Raw genomic sequence first — 15,812 nt, 5'->3', positions numbered from 1 at the left:
AAGTAGAGTCATCATGTTCCTCGTGCGTACAAAACCAATGAGAAAAAACCCTGCAAAAACCGAGAATATTTCTTAGTTTTCATTAGCTGACAGAGAAACTGTGGGCAAGGTCACATTTAAACAGGTGCCGTTATCGACACTCAGCGTAAAATCCCCCCCTAAAGCACTCACCCGTGACTGCATACCTCTTAGCCCATAACCTGGGGTTAATGTCGCCAAATCAACACCTTTTCCATTGTCGTGAATCGTCAGTGTTATCTGTTTATCATTCTGTTGTGCATTAATTTCAATCCGGCTGGCAGCACCATGGCGATAGGCATTGGTTACTCCCTCCTGACAGATACGGTATAGGGTGATTTTCAGTGTTTCATCTATATCAGCGTCACTGAGTTGCCAGTTAAGCACGCCGGTCACTGATTGATCCTGCGGAATAAGTTCACGCATTAGTGCAGCAATAGCCGCCGATAAGGGCAGATTATTCAATGCCGCAGGCCACAGTTTCGCCAAAACATCATGGACACCATCGTAAACCCGCAACGCCAGCGTCTCGACCATTTCGGCACTGGTCAAAACCTGTGGTTGGGTAGTTAACCGTTTGATAATACTGGCTTGGGTTCGGATAACCGTCACTGTCTGCCCAACCTCATCATGCAGTTCACGTGCAACATCACGCCGGGCATGTTCTTCGGCCACCACCAATGCTTTAGCCAACTCACGATTTTCATTCAGCCGTAGCTGTAATTGGTAATTTAACTCGCGCTGACGCTGGATCCCCGCGCCTAATAATAAGCCGGTCAAACTCTGCGCCAATAACGACAACAACAAATCACGGTGTGAATCTAATTCTGCGGGGGTATTGATCAATAACACCATGCCATTGAGCAATGTGGCCACCACCGCCCCTTGCCAACCATAGCGATAAGACATAAATACAATCGGGATTGCCAAACAGAACGGTGCAAACAAATACAAATCTGACTCGGTGACATGATGTTGTAGCCAAATGCTCAAGGCGAATAGCAGCAGATACCACAGGATATGGCGCAAACGTAGATTAATGGGTTTATGAATCAGCCCCGGTTCCAGCGGAGACCAGATTTGACGCGCCAGATAGTGCCACAACAACAGACAAATCGGCGCGATGGTAAATCCACCCACCAACCCCAATAGCAGCGCCATAGCACCCTGACCACTGTTAATCTGCCATCCTAATGCTTGTATCAATGCAGCACCAAAAATCACCACACCTTGCATCAAGGGCCACTTCCATTCACTGCCGCTGCTCTGATTGCGCAACAGCCAAGGAGAAGCGATAACCGCCAATAACGTGGTCGCCAGCAGTAAGGGAATCGCAGCCCACAGCAAGCTATAAGGATAGCCAAACTGATCGGTCAGCAGCCACCATAGCAGTGCATCACCCAACAGAATGCCCGGCCAATATTGACGTGGGCTTTGCAATAAAATGCCCATCCGCAGGCCAAACGGGAACAGCAGTAGTGCCTGTAACGGCCGATCAACTAATTGAGTGCCAACGGACCATAAACAGAAAGCTGCAGTGATATAAATAAATAACAATGCCAGCAGCATAATAAAACGCTGCATCATAGATTCAATACCTGCTTAGCTAACTCAACGTTATTACTGACACCGAGCTTGGAAAATAAGTTAGCGCGATGGACATGCACGGTTTTCGGTGACAGGCCAAGTGACTCGGCTATCTCGCGCACTTCCATTCCTTGCGCTAATAACAAGGCAACTTCCCGCTCACGTCGGGTTAAGGGGTCAACAGCAATACGAGTCAATTGTTGGGCGATTTCAGGCATCAGATAGACGCCGCCACTGCCAACGGTACGGACAGCCGAAACCAGATCTTCTGGCTTACAACGCTTGGATAGAAACCCCCGCGCACCGCGCTCCAACGCCATTTCCACTAGCGCCGGGCTGTCGTGCATCGAGAGCATAATGACCCCCATCCCTGAAGGGAGGTCTTTCAGTAAATCTAAACCACTCTCATCAGGCATCGAGATATCACAAATACAGATATTCGCCTGTAGGCTAGGTAATCCGAGGCGTGCCTGTTTTGCTGAACTAAACTCCCCCACCACTTGAATATCGTCTTCCAGAGAAAGTAGCTGGGCAAAACCTGAGCGCACAATGTCATGATCATCAATAAAGGCAACACGGTAAGTCATGGAAGACTCCAGCCAGTAGGGATTGGAACTGGAGTATACCGTAACCTAAAAGTGACAATGGGATTGGAATCAAAAATCATTTCATATCGGATTATACTTGTGCTAAATGTTTATTTTGCAGGCCGCCCCGGTGCCTGGCACCAGTTATTCTGGGCATTAATGCCGCCATCTGGCGAGGTATAACCTAAACAACCCAAAATAGAATCAAACAATTCAACCTGACGATGGGTCTTACCCACCCGCTGCTCAGCCTGTAGTTGCTCAAAAGCCGCGAGATGATCCGGTTGCGCCAGGAATTTGTCCGAGGCCCAAACCATCAATGGCACACGGAATTGCTCCGGGGGCGCCATTTCACGTGGTGTTCCGTGGAAGTGGGAGTTCTCGTCAATAGACTCACCATGATCCGATGCATAAAACACTAATGCTTTTTTATCCCGCATTTGGTCAATCACATTTGCGATAAACGAATCGGTATACAGCACACTGTTATCAAAAGCGTTCACCAATTGCTGCTTACTGCAAAAATCATCGACCCCCATACATTCAGGCTGATAGCGGGCATAACTGCGGGGATAGCGTTGGGAATAGAGGTAATGTGAGCCTTTGGTGTGCAATACCACCAAATGCTTGCCTACAGGATAACGCCCCAGAGACTCCTTCAATTCATCAACCAGCAGCATGTCATCTACCGGCTTATCATCGTTGCGCTTCTCTGAAGCAATCAATTCACGGAACGAGTAATTATCAGTATTCGCATTGTTGTAGAACCAAATTTCGCTCTGCATGGCAAACAGTTCAGAGGTAAAACCCAATGATTTCATCACCGTAAACACATTTTGCTCTTTCAATGTACGCTGTGGATTATTCTCAGTGCCGCCTTCGCGCACAAACATGCAGCGCAGTGAAAGTTTGGTTGAGGTATCACAAGATGTGCCACGGAAAGCGACTAAATTCTTCTCTTTACTCAGGCGAGGAGTGGTATCACGTGGGTATCCCAACAACCCCATATGATCCCAACGCGTTGTTTCGCCAATGATAAACACAACATAGGTGTCATCAATACCGGCCGGCGCGATATAAGTATGGTGTTCGGTCGGGTTATACAATGTTACCGCATCATAACGCTCGTTATATTGGGTATAAGCATATAAACCCAATGCAGCCAACCAGTTAGAGGGTAAATATGAGTGAGCAACCACACCGCCATAACTCGGTAAATCCACCGTTTTCAGCTGCTCATTAGCATCTTGTACATTATCCAGATAGCGTAACGGCAACCAAACCAGCGCCACAGCAACTGCCATCAACAAAACAGGCTTAATACGCTGCCCTGGCGTCAAAAATTGCTCAAGCAGGGTTAACCGCAGAGTGTTTTTCCAAATAAGTAGTAGCGGTAGTGTGCTGACCAGCACCATCCAAATGACAAAATGTAACCCGATGACTTCTTTCGATAAATCTGTATCGGTGGTCAGCACCGAAATAACGATGCCGTAGCCAATGACAACATTGAAAAAAGTCATGTAATAGCTGGCAGCGACAGAAATTAGGACCAGCAGGGTGGCAATAACACGATAAAACCACCGGCCACCGAGGGAGATCACCCTCATAACAAAAAAGGTAAACAGAATAATGGCCATCACTTCGATGATAGCAGACACGACTTTTATGCCTTGGATACCTTGGCTAAAGGAGTCAAAACGACGATAAAAGACAGATATATTCAGGAAAATACCAATATAAACAGCCAACAACAAAGAAATGCTTTGCTGTGATAAAGATTTAACTCTGTCCATATAACGCCAGGTCTCCAGAGACACTATTTGCGGCTTGAATCAGTCAGACAGTGAACCCCCCCTCAGGTTCAGTGCGAGATCAATAAGCATGCTATTGATTTTAGTTACAAGAATTATCTTAACAATTCTTAGTTCGTCAATCCACGAACTAGCGCATAGTCTCTAGAGGATATATTGGCTTATTTATTTGAAGTTAGAGCAGAAAATTCGGGGGTGCAGCATATAGCCCACAAGATAATTCTTATGGGCTGCTGAGATGAGAAATTGGCTTATTTGATATTCAATGTCACATCAATATTGCCACGCGTGGCATTGGAATATGGGCAGACAACATGCGCCTTTTTCACCAAATCTTCTGCTACGCTACGCTCGATACCCGGCAAGCTGATATCCAGTTGCACTTCAATACCAAAACCGGTTGGAATGGCACCAATACCCACGGTACCTTCAATGCTGGCATCATCCGGCACTTTCACCTTTTCTTTTGATGCCACAAATTTCAGCGCACCAAGGAAACAAGCTGAATAGCCCGCAGCAAAGAGCTGTTCTGGATTAGTCACAGCACCTCCCGCCCCACCCATCTCTTTTGGGACGCCCAATTTCACATCCAATACACCATCTGAGGATGTTGCCCGACCATCACGCCCGCCAGTGGCTTTAGCTTTGGCACGGTATACGACTTTTTCAATAGACATTTTGCTTTCCTTTCTGGGTCAGTAAATATGAACAACAGCTACGACTTGAAAGTATGGCACTCATTATGAAAAAGCCCCCGATTCGGAGGCTTTAACACCATCTTATTTCGCTGGTGCGTCTATCTTGTCATCTATCCGCTGCAACATGTACGAATAGAATGGATTTGATGAGATACGCATCAGTGAGTCTAACCCGACAACCAGTACCGCCCGCTCACCACGAGCGGCAAAAGTCCCCAAGCTGATACCGTATTGGTCACGCGGTTCTGGATAGCGGCCATACAGCGAATCACTCATTGGGAATGGCAATGCCACGTGGGATAACGAGAAAATGTCCGGTGGGTAAATCAAGCCGGTAGGTACTGAAACCTCGTTAGTCTCACCCGCCAAGGTAGTCAGCGCCACTGTTTCATTACTTTGCGGTGAAACGTTGGTAATCACCGTTACGCTATAATTACGTGGTGGTGGAGGCAACAAACGCGCCAGAGCAGTATAAGAAGAAGTTCTCAATAGCGGGCCGAAACTGGCGGCACGGTTCAAATCGAACAGCACCACTTCGCTACCATTCTTCGGCAAGTGGTTATAAAGAGCAGTAACGACCGCACGAGTACTGACCGTTGAATCCATTAACGACTGGAAGGTCAGAATTGGGGGTAACTCCTCCATCTTATTGTTTCTGGCATCACGCGCAATTTGCTGTTGCAGCACAGACGTCAGTAAATAAGACTGACGGGCAGCATTCACTGGGAACGAGTTATATTTGAAAGGATTAAACTCCGGCACAATCCCCAACCAGGCTGCTTTAGCAAAGGCCGGGAAGATAGCGGGCCAACCGGCAATACCGGCAAAACGCGCAAAACTGGTGACACCGATCATCGGGGATATCAAGATAACCCGCACCGGTTTCGCCAGTGTCGGGTCATCCATTGAATCCAACGTATATTTCATTGCCAACGCGCCGCCATTGGAGAAGCCGACCACGTGTAGCGGTAAATCAGGGCCACTCAGTGCTTTGGCTTCACGAACAGCTAAGCGCGTTGCCGCCAGCCAGTCCTGCCATTCAACATCGGTCAGAGCCGCAGGCACTGTTCCGTGAGCGGGCAAACGAATACCAATGGCAACATATCCACGCTGACGATAATTTTCAGCAATATGACGCAGGCTATAAGGGGTGTCAGTTAAACCATGCAGTAAGACCACCGCACCTTTAGGTTTACCTTCTGGCTCAAGAATATATGAACGATTCCAGTCATTTTTGAAATGTGGAGGGTAAATCGAGCTACCAGAGTAATAACGATTTAATGGAATTTCATTCCTTGGTTCCAGTTTCTCGGTAACATTAATCCGCACTTCATCGAAAAGGTTATTTTCAGCTTTGATGTAATCCGCCCAACTGGCTTTATCAATCTCAGCCGCGCGCATATCATGAGGAACAAACGTATGCCAAAGCTCGAGCTTTGGGCCACGTTGTGTATCGTAAATTCGTATCGCCAGTATGGTAACTGACATTACCACCAAGACCAGTACAATCCGTTTAATCCACCGCTTAATGGCTATGGCAGGCATGGGCCGCTACTCCGTATGTATATAATTTTTCACAATTGAGGTCAGTTTATCACCATCTGGCCACGCCGCTACTTTAAACGCAAAACATTATCTTGGTATATAGTGCGATAACAATAAAATGAATATGTGATTATTCCATCAACTCAACATCTTTAGACGGGGTAATTATCCATTGCTCATCGGACCCCACTCTATAATTAAATAGTCTGAAGCATTAAGTAACCTGATTTAATTTTGTCGTGAGCTGACCTCAACAGAATCCTTCATCTACCGGGGTAACATCCTATGAAAAAAACTGAACCCGTGACTGAGCAGCCGCCACTACAGCCACGTAAAGTCGATTATCTCCGCTACCATCGTGCTCATGAACACTTATCAACCCCTTTCGGCAACAGTTGGTTTGCCCAGAAAGCAGAAGCTTTTGCCCGTTTTTTCGGCACGCCAGTCTTCCTTGGCGCACAAACACTCATTGTGGTGATCTGGATTGGTCTGAATGTGATGGGTATTGTCAAATTTGATATTTACCCGTTTATTTTGCTAAATCTGGCTTTTAGCTTACAGGCGGCCTACGCAGCACCCCTTATTTTATTGGCACAAACCCGCCAGGCAGAACGTGATAAGGCTAATGCACAAGCCGATGCACAACATCGCGAGGCACTAGCCATTGCGAATGAAGAGCGGCAAAGAATGGCAGCGCAAAATGCGGAGCAAATGCTGGAGTTACTGCGGCAGAATACAGAACTCACCACCCTGACCAATCAATTAACCACCCGCCTTGAAACCATGGCGTTAGAATTACACCAAAAATTGGTGATCAATGTGCCGGCTCGCCCCTCACAGAGCTAAAAAGCAACAGTATGGCCGCTGAATCGATCATCAGCGGCCAGTCGTGGCTAAACCTCGCGACTTTCTATCTGTTTTTGCAAACTCTCTATCGGTTCTTGAAGGGACCGTGGTGAAGCTTTGCGTAACCAGACCCACCAGGCGAGAGTCATTAATACTACCCACGCCACCCCAACATACATGGCGATACGGGTATCAGGGAAGTAACCTAAAACCGCGATAATAAATGCCATAAAGATGATGGTCAGAATCGGTGCCACTGGCCAGAACGGTACCGGGAATGTCAGCCGGGCAATATTCTCTTTGCTCATAGAGCGGCGCATCGCCACTTGCGAGATAAGGATCATCAGCCATACCCAGACCGTCGCAAAGGTGGCAATCGAGGCAATAATCAGGAATACATTTTTCGGGATCAGATAGTTCAGCACCACACCACATAACAGTGCGATTGCCATCACCAAAATAGTCATCCATGGCACACCATTACGGGTCAGACGGCTAAAACACTTCGGTGCCAGCCCTTCTTGCGCCATGCCGTACATCATGCGACCCGCACCGTAAATATCACTGTTAATGGCGGAAATAGCCGCGGTAATAACCACCAGATTCAAAATATTAGCGGCAGAACTGATACCTAAGCTACTGAAAATTTCAACAAAAGGACTGCCATTTTGCCCAATGCTATTCCATGGATAAATAGCCATCAGCACAAACAAGGTCAAAACATAGAACAGAAGAATGCGTATCGGTACGGTATTAATGGCACGTGGTAGCACTTTTTCTGGGTTCTTCGCCTCACTGGCCGTGACACCGATAATTTCGATCCCCCCAAAAGCAAACATCACCACGGCAAATGATGCAATCACCCCCGTCAAGCCATTCGGCATAAATCCTTGATGAGACCAGAGATTACTGACACCGGTGCTCTCATGACCTGCACCAAAGCCAAACATCATGATGCCCAAGCCGGCAGCAATCATGGCAATAATCGCCGTCACTTTTAGCAACGATAGCCAAAACTCCATTTCACCAAACACTTTGACTGAGCAGAGATTCAGCGCACCAATAAAGAAAATAATACTCAGCACCCAAACCCACTGTGGCGCATCAGGGAACCATAACCCCATATAGATACCGAATGCGGTGACATCAGCCAACGCCACAATAATCATCTCGAAGGTATAGGTCCAGCCAGTGAGAAAACCGGCCAGCGGCCCAAGATAACGGCTGGCATAGTGACCGAAAGAGCCTGCTACCGGGTCATGCACTGCCATCTCACCCAGTGCGCGCATCACCATAAACACGGCCGCGCCGCCGATGAGGTAAGCAAGTAAAACTGCTGGTCCCGCCAGACGAATCGCCTCGGCAGAACCATAAAACAGACCGGTCCCAATGGCGGAACCTAACGCCATAAACCGGATATGCCGGGCACTGAGGCCTCGTTTGAGCGTGGATGAATCATTCTTCATGGTACATTCTCGCAAAATTTGTGCCTTTTCAGGCAGGGGTTCAGAGAGGGTGATCCCGGTAATAGGGACCACCCATAGGTTGATGTAATAACTGGTGACCGTTGTTATTAGTAGATTAATTGTTATTAGTTGATGAACGGTTATTAGTGGACAAATCGTTATTAAAGGCTGGGTAGTAGGTGCGCAGGCATCAGTTCATTCATATGACGCTGCGCAATGAGTTGGCTTGCCGCTTCAATATCGGGGGCAAAGAAACGATCTTTCTCGTAGTAGGCTACATGTTGGCGCAATAGCTGGCGGGCAGGCTCCAATGCATCCGAGGTTTTCAAACCTTTGCGCAAATCCAACCCCTGACATGCCGCTAACCACTCAACAGCCAGAATGTCGCGCACGTTTTCAGCCATTTCCCACAAGCGTTTACCCGCACGTGGTGCCATAGAAACATGGTCTTCCTGATTGGCGGATGTAGGAATACTGTCAACACTGGAAGGGTATGCCAGCCCTTTATTTTCGCTGGTTAATGCAGCAGCAGTCACCTGTGCAATCATAAAACCAGAGTTTACGCCGCCATTTTCCACTAGGAATGGTGGTAACTGCGACATATGTTTATCCATTAATAGTGAAATACGACGCTCGGCTAATGAACCTATTTCAGCCAGTGCCAATGCCAGATTATCCGCTGCCATAGCCACCGGCTCAGCATGGAAATTACCGCCTGACAGCACATCGCCTTGTTCGGCAAACACCAGCGGATTATCTGATACTGCATTCGACTCGATAGCCAGCACCTCTGCTGCCTGACGCATTTGAGTCAGGCAGGCACCCATCACCTGCGGCTGACAACGCAGAGAGTAAGGATCCTGTACTTTGTCACAATTCTTATGAGATTCAGAGACTTCACTGCGATCGCCCAACAGGTGGCGATAAGTATTGGCCGCGTCAATCTGACCACGCTGGCCTCGCACCGCATGAATACGTGCGTCAAACGGGCTACGGGAGCCTAAAGCCGCTTCCACGGTGAGGCTGCCAAAGACAGACGCCGCAGCATAGAGATCTTCGGCTTCAAACAAACCACGTAGTGCATAAGCTGTTGAAACCTGAGTGCCATTGAGTAATGCCAATCCTTCTTTGGCCGCTAAGGTGAGCGGTTCCAGGCCCGCTTTCGTCAGAGCCGTGCGAGCATCAAGCCATTCGCCCTGATAGCGCGCTTTACCTTCTCCCAACAGCAGCAAGCTCATGTGCGCCAGCGGTGCTAAATCACCGGAAGCACCCACGGATCCTTTTAGCGGAATATGCGGATAGACCTCTGCGTTAACTAACGTAATCAACGCATCAATGACTTCCCGACGGATACCTGAAAATCCACGCGCCAGGCTATTGATTTTCAGCACCATAATCAGCCGCACAATGGCGTCGTCATTTGGCTCTCCGACGCCGGCCGCGTGGGAAAGGACTATCGAACGTTGCAGGTTCTCCAGATCTTCGGTAGCGATGCGAGTCGATGCTAACAGGCCAAAACCAGTATTAATGCCATAGGCAGTACGCTTTTCTGCCAATATTGCCTGTACGCACTTCACACTCTGCTGGATAGGCGCATCAGCACTTTCATCCAGCGATATATTGACTGGATGTTGGTATATATGTCGCAAATCCGCCAACGTCATCAACCCAGGGTGCAGTACCATTGTTTTATTGACTGTTTTATTGACTGTTTTATTGACTGTTTTCATGATTTTTTACCTTGAGTTGCAGCAACCATCGGCAGGTTCAACCCCTGCTCTTGTGCACAGTTAATGGCAATGTCATAACCTGCATCAGCATGGCGCATAACACCAGTAGCCGGATCGTTATGTAATACCCGAGCGATACGCTCAGCAGCATCATCAGTGCCATCACAGACCACCACCATGCCAGAGTGCTGGGAGAAGCCCATCCCGACACCACCACCGTGGTGCAGAGAAACCCACGTTGCGCCACTGGCCGTATTGAGCAATGCATTGAGTAGCGGCCAGTCAGATACGGCATCAGAGCCGTCCTGCATCGCTTCGGTTTCTCGGTTAGGGCTGGCAACTGAACCGGAGTCCAGATGGTCGCGGCCAATGACAATCGGGGCCGACAGTTCACCACTACGAACCATCTCGTTAAAAGCCAAACCTAATTTAGCGCGCTGCCCCAAGCCTACCCAGCAAATACGGGCCGGTAGCCCTTGGAAACTGATACGTTCGCGGGCCATATCCAACCAGTGATGCAAATGCTCATCATCAGGGATAAGTTCCTTAACCTTGGCATCGGTTTTATAAATATCGTCGGCGTTACCAGAGAGCGCAGCCCAGCGGAACGGGCCAATACCACGACAGAATAGCGGGCGAATATACGCAGGGACAAAACCAGGAAAATCAAAAGCATGAGTGACCCCCATATCTTGTGCCATCTGGCGAATATTATTGCCGTAATCAAAGGTTGGGATACCCATATTGTGGAAGGCCAGCATCGCTTCAACATGTTCCGCCATGGAAGTTTTAGCGGCATTAACCACCAGTGCCGGTTCGCTTTGGGCGCGCTGACGATACTCTTCCCAGCTCCAACCTTTTGGTAGATAACCGTTTAGCGGGTCATGTGCGCTGGTTTGGTCGGTCACCATATCTGGGCGAACCCCACGACGAACCAGCTCAGGTAAAATTTCAGCCGCATTGCCACACAGTGCAATAGAAACAGCTTCACCCGCCGCAGTATATTTTTCGATTCGCGCTAACGCATCATCCAGATCGGTGGCTTGTTCATCGACATAACGGGTTTTAAGACGGAAATCGATGCGGCTCTGCTGGCACTCAATATTCAGAGAACATGCACCCGCCAAGGTTGCCGCCAGTGGCTGTGCCCCGCCCATGCCACCCAGACCTGCCGTTAATACCCAGCGCCCTTTCAGGCTGCCACCAAAGTGCTGCCGACCGGCTTCGACGAAGGTTTCATAGGTACCCTGCACAATGCCTTGGCTACCGATATAAATCCAACTGCCTGCGGTCATCTGGCCGTACATCGCCAACCCCTTGGCATCCAGTTCGTTAAAATGCTCCCAGTTGGCCCAATGAGGCACCAGATTCGAGTTGGCAATCAATACTCTAGGGGCGTTACTGTGGGTTTTGAAGACACCGACGGGCTTACCCGACTGAATCAGTAGCGTCTCGTCGTCATTCAGATGGGTCAGGCTTTCAACAATCTTGTCATAGCATTCCCAATTGCGGGCTGCGCGGCCGATACCGCCGTAAACCACTAACTCTTTTGGATTCTCAGCCACGTCTGGATCAAGATTGTTCATTAGCATACGTAACGGGGCTTCGGTCAGCCAACTTTTGGCCGTAAGTTGCGTACCACGCGGGGCACGAATCTCAGTATCACGGAATCTATTTTGGGCAGTCACGGCAATTTCCTTCAACCAGTTTTTCAGGTATCAACGACATTACTTAGCTTGAGTATTTATTAACATATACTCGTATAGACAAGTACAATCAAGCTCTGGAAAAAAGGCAATATTCTGCCGCACCCAAAAAAAATAATATTATGAATAGTGTTTTAAATTAATTAGTTACAATTAATTTCGTTCTGCGTTAAGGCAGAGTAGAAGGATTTTCAACGTGGTTTTACTGATGAAATCAGCATAAAATTGGTGTGTTTTTGCGCACGAAGTCACATATACGTCACATGAATTTTACATTGTGACACACTAAATCGGCGATATCGTCTCAACTACAGTATACGGTTCCGCGGTTGACCATTAGGGGGCTACCAAACACAAAATGTATCCGTCGTTACCTATAACTCATTGTTTATTATGAACCTGGCTATCAACAGGCGCTTGCCCTCGCTCAGTTAAGCCGTAGTCCCGTACCACCGCCGCTACCCGCAAGCGGTAACCGGCGAACACACTCGCACGCCCCGCGGCTTGTGCGCCACGATGCTGTTCAATATTCCGCCACTGCTTAACGGCCGCCTCATCGCGCCAAAATGATAGCGATAACAACTTCTGCGGGTTACTTAAACTCTGAAAACGTTCTACTGAAATAAAACCGTCCATTTGTTCCAATAAAGGTTTCAGTGCCACGGCATAATCCAGATATGCATGGTACTCACCCTCTGCCGGTTCAACTTCAAAGATAACTGCAATCATCGGTGACCCCATCGGATAAAATGAAAGAAAACAATATTAAACGAAGCCATCAATGTATTTAAGACATTTACGTCTTTTCTGGGGTTAGTTGGCGATTATATAGGATGTACGTCACTTACTATTCCGGTAGAGGAGCATGTGCTGGCGCGGGTTAAAAGCTTCAGTTATTGATGGGATTGGGGCACCCTCATGGCGGTTATTTTGTTCTTATCGGGATAACTGCATTGGATCGCCCCGATAAAACGCAGTAATACAAAACCTTATAAAGCCACAATGATAAAAGCCCCGACTACAGTAGTCAGGGCTTTTAAGGTACTACAGATTTAAAATTAAACATTAATCAACTTAATAACGTGACACTTATCTTAGTACTATTTACAAAGATGTACCTATTTCTACAGGAATATTTGGTGCTTACAACTAACTCTATCCTCCAATATATTAACTGAATGATAACATTTCCCGTTCGTTACATTTAGCCATGCTTATGATAACACTGACTAAATTAGTACATCACCCTCGCGATATATACTCTTGCTACATGGCTTTACTTTCTTCGCGATATCCTCGACTTCATACTTACGTACACAAATCGCGAACATTACTATTAACAACAAAGCCTTAACTCATCGCGTTTTGGTCCACATATGCGATCGTAAAGATTTATTACTTGGCCTGAAATCATCATCGCACGGGTCCATTATTAAAAACCCATCGCGAATCTCACATAAAAAAATATTTCGTGACCTTTATCGCATTATTTTAAATCAACTACATAGACACCGGCTAAATAAAGAGTTCGTTACTAATTGCACCGGTGTTGAATTCCAATCTACGTGTTCTGTACCAGATGTCAATACTGTTTTTAAGAACATGTTTTTATTATCAGTACTACTGAAAATAACTTGGTATTTTATTGGTTTAGAATCATACAAAATCATCCGTATCGACTCATCATAACGTCAACAAGCTGATTCTACTTATTTTTTATATTTACTTAAAATGGGGATATTTTGTAAGTGCTGAGGAATATGCAAAAAAATTTTTTGGCGATCACAGGAGTCGTATTTGATTATTAATATCATGATATTAAAAGAATTATTTAATATGGATAATTAAGTAACCCCCATAAGAACCCCCAAATGCTTTTGCTTGCTTCTTTTTGTATAAAAAACAGGCAATAAATGACTCATGGATATTGCAGAGTTTACTCCATTTTTGATGCAGTAAACAGGCTCACTTATCGCTTCAAAATGAATAGAGGGCACACTCTTCTCGAGCTAACATCCCTGGATAGTGCTTCGCCACGATATCGTTCATTTTATCCACCAGATCCAAGCGTTTGAAAATTACATGCGCGGTACCTTTTTGAAAATAGCGGATACCAAACTGCTCATCCTCGTAACTCTGTTGACGAGGGTTATCTCGGATATACTCCATTAACCGCACAGAGATATCCCCACGATTGTCAGGAACGGGCTTACCATCCAACAGATACAACATTCGCTCCAAATCAACTAACTGGTCCCGCAGCCAGCCCCAACTTAAGCTGAACCCCCAACGGTTATGCGTGACCAGATTGTTAACAATGATTTTTTTGCCGAACATACAGGGACTGTTTGTTTTATATTCCCATGATAGTCCCCTGAAAACATTGATAACACCGCGCTCAAATACATCCTGTTTATTCAGATGTAGCTGTTCAAAAGTGCTGAGGATATTGTCTTCATTGATAGCTGGTAGGTCGCCCTCTTCCAAATTTTTATACCACTGCTCGCGAGCTTCAGCATCCATGAGAGCTAGCATGCCAGATTTCATCATCAGATCACGCCAAATACTGCGATCGATATTTCGGGTGATCAACTCCATAGCTTTATCTGGTACTTCCATTAACCAGCAGTCATAGCGGCTTCCCTGTCTCATCGCCCACTCGCCAGCAGTCCCCCCACCAATTGAAGACGTAAGTGAAGAAATGTCACTGAGCTGATGGATTAGCTGCTCTATCCGTATCAGAGCACTATCGCGACCAGCAACGATTCGCGCTACGCTAGTCGAACAAATCACCTCGCTATGATCAACCATTACTTCGGGTTCAGTTTGCATCATCGTAATCCTTACATAAAAGCAAACACGCCTGCCAAGTCAGTTAGACGCATTATGCAACAGATAAAAAGGGGATAAAGCTCAGGACAGATATTGTGGAAAGCGTTTCGCAAAACCTAGATGGCTAATAGCTTTATTGCCTATCGAATGCGAACTTGCCCTCAAAAAAACAAAATCTGCCAATCTGGGTGGACGGGTAATCAGCATGCCAGCAGTAATCCGGACAGGCTCATGTCTGCTTTTCGCCCCGGATAACTGAGGTGATGGTCTGATAACCCAGACGGGTCATCAGGCCGGTGGCTCGACGGGCACGGAGAATATCGATAGCCGTGATGAAGGGAGATTGTCCCTGGCAGGAGAACCTCCGGCGATCGATGCGAACCAGGTCGAACTTTTCCACCGTGAAATTCAACGCATCAGCCAGAGAGATACCGGCATCAATATGTTCGTGGATCACCGCGTCATCACTGAACTCGGTATCGTTAAGCGCCAATCCGTAATGCTGTTCCAGCAGATACGTGAGCATGGATTGCCAGACAACAACGGGTGATGGGCAAGCATAAGCCGCCCGTTTAGGAGTGACAGGTAAGGTCTGCATGTGGGTTATCTCGTAGTTAGCTAGATGATCGATAGATATAAAAGGCGAAGATTTATGCAGTTGATTGGGGAGTAGGATAAATGGCGAGATACACATAACCGTGTGATCCCAGGCTATCGGCCTCACAGGTCAAGCCATTGCGATACAACGTGACACAGTGCTGGTGGCGAGGGTTGAGCTCACCGGAGAGCAGCATCAGTTCCAGGTGTTTGATAAACTGCGGGAAGGCGTTATTTAAATCACGTACCTTCGCGTCGCTGAATTTCCCGCTGATATCGGCACGGTCAGCCAGAAAATGCAGCCGGTCGCCTTCCTGTACCAGGCGGGCACCAAACTGCGGAGTAAAGTTGCGTTTAAGTCCCCATGCAGGGGTAATGATTGATCGCAT

13 protein-coding genes are annotated in these 15,812 nt (G+C 47.3%); 1 reads left to right on the top strand and 12 read right to left on the bottom strand.

Features of this window, described 5'->3' with window-relative positions:
* Positions 1 to 72: 72 nt before the first annotated feature.
* The 5 genes from uhpB to V1956_RS02755 form a co-directional block, all read right to left on the bottom strand.
* Complete coding sequence (uhpB, locus tag V1956_RS02775) at positions 73 to 1,605, bottom strand: signal transduction histidine-protein kinase/phosphatase UhpB (RefSeq protein ID WP_372560249.1); 1,533 nt, start codon at positions 1,603 to 1,605, stop codon at positions 73 to 75.
* Positions 1,602 to 2,192, bottom strand: coding sequence for a transcriptional regulator UhpA (uhpA, locus tag V1956_RS02770; protein ID WP_083161405.1), 591 nt, complete (start codon positions 2,190 to 2,192; stop codon positions 1,602 to 1,604). Before uhpA ends, uhpB begins: the two co-directional genes overlap by 4 nt.
* A gap of 110 nt (positions 2,193 to 2,302) precedes the next feature.
* Positions 2,303 to 3,985, bottom strand: a complete 1,683-nt coding sequence (gene eptB / locus V1956_RS02765; protein ID WP_083161407.1) for a kdo(2)-lipid A phosphoethanolamine 7''-transferase — start codon at positions 3,983 to 3,985, stop codon at positions 2,303 to 2,305.
* Between the two features lie 269 nt (positions 3,986 to 4,254).
* Entirely contained in the window at positions 4,255 to 4,680 is a 426-nt protein-coding gene (locus V1956_RS02760) for an organic hydroperoxide resistance protein (RefSeq protein WP_004713820.1), read from the bottom strand.
* Positions 4,681 to 4,782: 102 nt separating this feature from the next.
* Positions 4,783 to 6,246 (bottom strand): alpha/beta hydrolase, encoded by a 1,464-nt coding sequence (locus V1956_RS02755; RefSeq protein ID WP_083161409.1) that lies wholly within the window; start codon positions 6,244 to 6,246, stop codon positions 4,783 to 4,785.
* 285 nt (positions 6,247 to 6,531) lie between these two features.
* On the opposite strand from V1956_RS02755, the gene V1956_RS02750 reads away from it, so the two are divergent.
* On the top strand, positions 6,532 to 7,092 hold the full coding sequence (locus V1956_RS02750) for a DUF1003 domain-containing protein (protein ID WP_372560248.1): 561 nt from the start codon (positions 6,532 to 6,534) through the stop codon (positions 7,090 to 7,092).
* A 47-nt stretch (positions 7,093 to 7,139) separates the two neighbouring features.
* Here the strand turns inward: V1956_RS02750 and V1956_RS02745 are convergent, their stop codons facing one another.
* The 7 genes from V1956_RS02745 to V1956_RS02715 all read right to left on the bottom strand — a co-directional run bounded on the left by V1956_RS02745 (position 7,140) and on the right by V1956_RS02715 (position 15,812).
* On the bottom strand, positions 7,140 to 8,558 hold the full coding sequence (locus V1956_RS02745) for an amino acid permease (RefSeq protein ID WP_083161413.1): 1,419 nt from the start codon (positions 8,556 to 8,558) through the stop codon (positions 7,140 to 7,142).
* A gap of 161 nt (positions 8,559 to 8,719) precedes the next feature.
* Positions 8,720 to 10,243 carry a histidine ammonia-lyase gene (gene hutH / locus V1956_RS02740; protein ID WP_420074746.1) on the bottom strand — a complete coding sequence of 508 codons (1,524 nt, stop codon included), beginning with the start codon at positions 10,241 to 10,243 and terminating at the stop codon, positions 8,720 to 8,722.
* Positions 10,244 to 10,284: 41 nt separating this feature from the next.
* Positions 10,285 to 11,976, bottom strand: a complete 1,692-nt coding sequence (hutU, locus tag V1956_RS02735; RefSeq protein ID WP_442824783.1) for a urocanate hydratase — start codon at positions 11,974 to 11,976, stop codon at positions 10,285 to 10,287.
* 399 nt (positions 11,977 to 12,375) lie between these two features.
* Positions 12,376 to 12,723 carry an antibiotic biosynthesis monooxygenase family protein gene (locus tag V1956_RS02730; RefSeq protein WP_420075538.1) on the bottom strand — a complete coding sequence of 116 codons (348 nt, stop codon included), beginning with the start codon at positions 12,721 to 12,723 and terminating at the stop codon, positions 12,376 to 12,378.
* Between the two features lie 1,248 nt (positions 12,724 to 13,971).
* A complete protein-coding gene (locus V1956_RS02725) occupies positions 13,972 to 14,826 on the bottom strand; it encodes a DUF4942 domain-containing protein (protein WP_420074460.1) in 855 nt (284 codons plus the stop codon).
* A gap of 229 nt (positions 14,827 to 15,055) precedes the next feature.
* Positions 15,056 to 15,424: a TA system toxin CbtA family protein gene (locus V1956_RS02720; RefSeq protein WP_050146015.1), complete on the bottom strand. Its 369-nt coding sequence runs from the start codon at positions 15,422 to 15,424 to the stop codon at positions 15,056 to 15,058.
* A gap of 52 nt (positions 15,425 to 15,476) precedes the next feature.
* Positions 15,477 to 15,812 carry a type IV toxin-antitoxin system YeeU family antitoxin gene (locus tag V1956_RS02715; protein WP_050146014.1) on the bottom strand — a complete coding sequence of 112 codons (336 nt, stop codon included), beginning with the start codon at positions 15,810 to 15,812 and terminating at the stop codon, positions 15,477 to 15,479.

Source organism: Yersinia sp. 2540 StPb PI (assembly GCF_052217165.1).
In the GTDB taxonomy this organism is placed as follows: Bacteria; Pseudomonadota; Gammaproteobacteria; order Enterobacterales; family Enterobacteriaceae; genus Yersinia; species Yersinia enterocolitica_E.
This window is presented reverse-complemented; position numbering and strand designations above follow the sequence as displayed.

What these genes read in the sequence shown, in the direction of transcription:
- V1956_RS02720 (WP_050146015.1), bottom strand. Translation starts at nt 15,424, where the DNA reads ATGCAGACCTTACCTGTCACTCCTAAACGGGCGGCTTATGCTTGCCCA.
- V1956_RS02725 (WP_420074460.1), bottom strand. Translation starts at nt 14,826, where the DNA reads ATGCAAACTGAACCCGAAGTAATGGTTGATCATAGCGAGGTGATTTGT.
- V1956_RS02755 (WP_083161409.1), bottom strand. Translation starts at nt 6,246, where the DNA reads ATGCCTGCCATAGCCATTAAGCGGTGGATTAAACGGATTGTACTGGTC.
- V1956_RS02750 (WP_372560248.1), top strand. Translation starts at nt 6,532, where the DNA reads ATGAAAAAAACTGAACCCGTGACTGAGCAGCCGCCACTACAGCCACGT.
- V1956_RS02730 (WP_420075538.1), bottom strand. Translation starts at nt 12,723, where the DNA reads ATGATTGCAGTTATCTTTGAAGTTGAACCGGCAGAGGGTGAGTACCAT.
- V1956_RS02745 (WP_083161413.1), bottom strand. Translation starts at nt 8,558, where the DNA reads ATGAAGAATGATTCATCCACGCTCAAACGAGGCCTCAGTGCCCGGCAT.
- V1956_RS02715 (WP_050146014.1), bottom strand. Translation starts at nt 15,812, where the DNA reads ATGCGATCAATCATTACCCCTGCATGGGGACTTAAACGCAACTTTACT.
- hutH (WP_420074746.1), bottom strand. Translation starts at nt 10,243, where the DNA reads ATGGTACTGCACCCTGGGTTGATGACGTTGGCGGATTTGCGACATATA.
- eptB (WP_083161407.1), bottom strand. Translation starts at nt 3,985, where the DNA reads ATGGACAGAGTTAAATCTTTATCACAGCAAAGCATTTCTTTGTTGTTG.
- V1956_RS02760 (WP_004713820.1), bottom strand. Translation starts at nt 4,680, where the DNA reads ATGTCTATTGAAAAAGTCGTATACCGTGCCAAAGCTAAAGCCACTGGC.
- uhpA (WP_083161405.1), bottom strand. Translation starts at nt 2,192, where the DNA reads ATGACTTACCGTGTTGCCTTTATTGATGATCATGACATTGTGCGCTCA.
- uhpB (WP_372560249.1), bottom strand. Translation starts at nt 1,605, where the DNA reads ATGATGCAGCGTTTTATTATGCTGCTGGCATTGTTATTTATTTATATC.